The 2,257-nt window shown below is 50.5% G+C and carries 3 protein-coding genes and 1 pseudogene; all 4 read left to right on the forward strand.

Translation table 11 applies throughout. The features are described from left to right. Positions 1-247, forward strand: a pseudogene (locus Q0238_RS07775) (hypothetical protein); the annotation flags it as partial. A 275-nt stretch (positions 248-522) separates the two neighbouring features. Further along, a complete protein-coding gene (locus Q0238_RS07780) occupies positions 523-1,005 on the forward strand; it encodes a flavin reductase family protein (RefSeq protein ID WP_297944728.1) in 483 nt (160 codons plus the stop codon). Positions 1,006-1,114: 109 nt separating this feature from the next. Further along, on the forward strand, positions 1,115-1,645 hold the full coding sequence (locus tag Q0238_RS07785) for an SDR family NAD(P)-dependent oxidoreductase (protein ID WP_297944731.1): 531 nt from the start codon (positions 1,115-1,117) through the stop codon (positions 1,643-1,645). Positions 1,646-1,690: 45 nt separating this feature from the next. Continuing rightward, a complete protein-coding gene (locus Q0238_RS07790; RefSeq protein WP_297944734.1) occupies positions 1,691-1,873 on the forward strand; it encodes a hypothetical protein in 183 nt (60 codons plus the stop codon). Positions 1,874-2,257 lie beyond the last annotated feature (384 nt).

Here is a 2,257-nt window from a genome sequence, read left to right on the forward strand (position 1 = left end):
CTTTTCAAAGATCAAGAATGGCTGCGTGCAGGTTTTTGACGTCGCGGACGTGAGGCTAGACGATCCGGATAACGCCGCGCTTGCGATCTACGGGATATTTTCCGCGGATAAAAGCAGGGTTGAAATTTTTTGGTCGAGCCTTCCTGAGAGCGTGATATTGCGCGCGAAGAGAAGCGGTTATGTCTCGAAGGACGGCAAAATTTCGCTGCTAAAAAGCGGCAATAGCTATAAGATCCGCAGAAAATAGCGGGTGAAATTTTAAGCCCGCTAAATTTCGCGCGCCGCGGAGAAATTTAATCCAAGCGCGCCAAGGTTTAGCCGATCTAGTAGAGCCTAAGGCTTAAATTTAGGGTAAGCTAATACCAGGCATTCGGTTATTTGCGGCATCTGCCGCCGATAAAATTTAATCAAAGGAGCAAAAAATGGCGATCATAAAAGTAGATCTACAAAAATCATATCGCGTCCTAAATCCCGGGCGCGACCACGCTCGTATCGGCCAAATACGATGGCGACGTCAATGCTATGGCGATAACGTTGGCGCAGGCGCTTGACTACGACAAGGTTACTATTGTGCCGCACAACGGTTCATACACGAGGACGCTCATCGAAAAGAGTGGGTATTTCGCCGTGAAGATCCCCACGGCCGCGCAGGCGGAGCTGGTTAGCGAGCTGGGCGCCGAAAACAACTCGCGCTTTGATAACGCGGACAAGATGAAAAACGTGGAAATTTTTTATCAAGATGACTCCCGCGTACCGCTGATCGCGGGCTGCGCCGCATGGCTCGTTTGCAAGCGCATCCCCGAGCCTCATAACGAGCAGAGCTACGATCTTTTCATCGGCGAGGTCGTCGCGGCGTATGCGGACGAGCGGATATTTGACGGTGGGCACTGGTTGTTTGAAAAGATCCCTGACGAGCTAAAAATGCTCCACTACGTCGCCGGCGGTCGGTATTATCTGGACGGCAAAGCGGTAGATACCAAGCGCACGCCCATAAGCGGCGAGTAAGTGCCTCGCAAAATGCCGGCAAATTTGTAAATTTAAAACGAGCGCGCGCGTGAATACGCGGCGAGCTTCGGTAAAATTTCAAACTAAAGAATCTAAAAAAGGATGGAAAATGAAAAAATATATCGTCATCACCGGCGCGAGTTCTGGTATCGGAGCGGCCGCGGCAAAGGCATTTGCAAGGCGCGGAGAAAATTTGATCCTAATCGCGCGCAGAGCGGAGTTGCTGCAAAGCTTAAAGGACGAGATCGCGCAGATCGCGCCCAAATCAGACGTCGTGATTAAAATTTGCGACCTTGCGAATAGCGAGAATGTCCTAGCGCTTTGGGACGAGCTAAAAAGCTACGAGCTAAAGGCGCTAATTAATAGCGCCGGCTTTGGGGATTTTGGCTTAGTGGGAGAGCAGGATTTACAAAAAACGGTAAGAATGATAGACCTAAACGTAACCGCGCTCGCGATACTTTCGAGCTTATTTACGCGAGATTACAAACGCAAACAAACTCAGCTTATAAACATCTCCTCCGTGGGCGGCTACAGCATCGTACCAAACGTCGTTACCTACTGCGCGAGCAAGTTTTTCGTAAGTGCCTTTACGGAGGGCTTGCACCGAGAGCTGGCGCAGGATAAAGAGGCCAAAATGTAGGCTAAAGTTCTAGCGCCCGCCGCGGCTAGGACGGAGTTCGGTCCCATGGCGACGGATGACGCGGGCTACGACTACGACGCGGCCTTTAAACGCTATCACTCAAGCGAGGAGATGGCGGAATTTCTGCTCGCGCTTTATGATAGCGATGCTTGCGTGGGCGCGGTGGATCGAAACAGCTTCGAGTTTAGCCTGCAAGCTGCGCGATTTAACTACGCGGGAGAACGCTAATTTTTACGCTTTTAGCGCGTCGCGATGAAATGGCAGCTTCTAGACTGCGTATAGTCTTATAAAATTTAAGCTGATTTGATGTACATTTCGCGCCGAACGTGGCTTTGAAATTTAACGCGTGAGCTATGGATTTTACTTGCGATGCGAGCTCAAGCGCGCAATTTTCGGGCCCTATTTGCAAACTAGACGAAATTTTTGGCACGGTAAAAGTAAAATTTAACCACACAACGCGGTAAAATTTAAAGAAATTCAAGGAGTGAAAATGGGGAAATCCGCCTTGGTGCTGGGCGCTACGGGCGTCGTAGGCAGGGAGCTGGTACGCGAGCTTTGCGAGAGCCCGGGTTACGATGAGGTAGAGGTATAGACGCGCCGCGAGATAAGTTT

This window comes from uncultured Campylobacter sp. (genome assembly GCF_938045775.1).
Lineage (GTDB): Bacteria > Campylobacterota > Campylobacteria > Campylobacterales > Campylobacteraceae > Campylobacter_B.

What these genes read in the sequence shown, in the direction of transcription:
- Q0238_RS07790 (WP_297944734.1), top strand. Translation starts at nt 1,691, where the DNA reads ATGGCGACGGATGACGCGGGCTACGACTACGACGCGGCCTTTAAACGC.
- Q0238_RS07780 (WP_297944728.1), top strand. Translation starts at nt 523, where the DNA reads ATGGCGATAACGTTGGCGCAGGCGCTTGACTACGACAAGGTTACTATT.
- Q0238_RS07785 (WP_297944731.1), top strand. Translation starts at nt 1,115, where the DNA reads ATGAAAAAATATATCGTCATCACCGGCGCGAGTTCTGGTATCGGAGCG.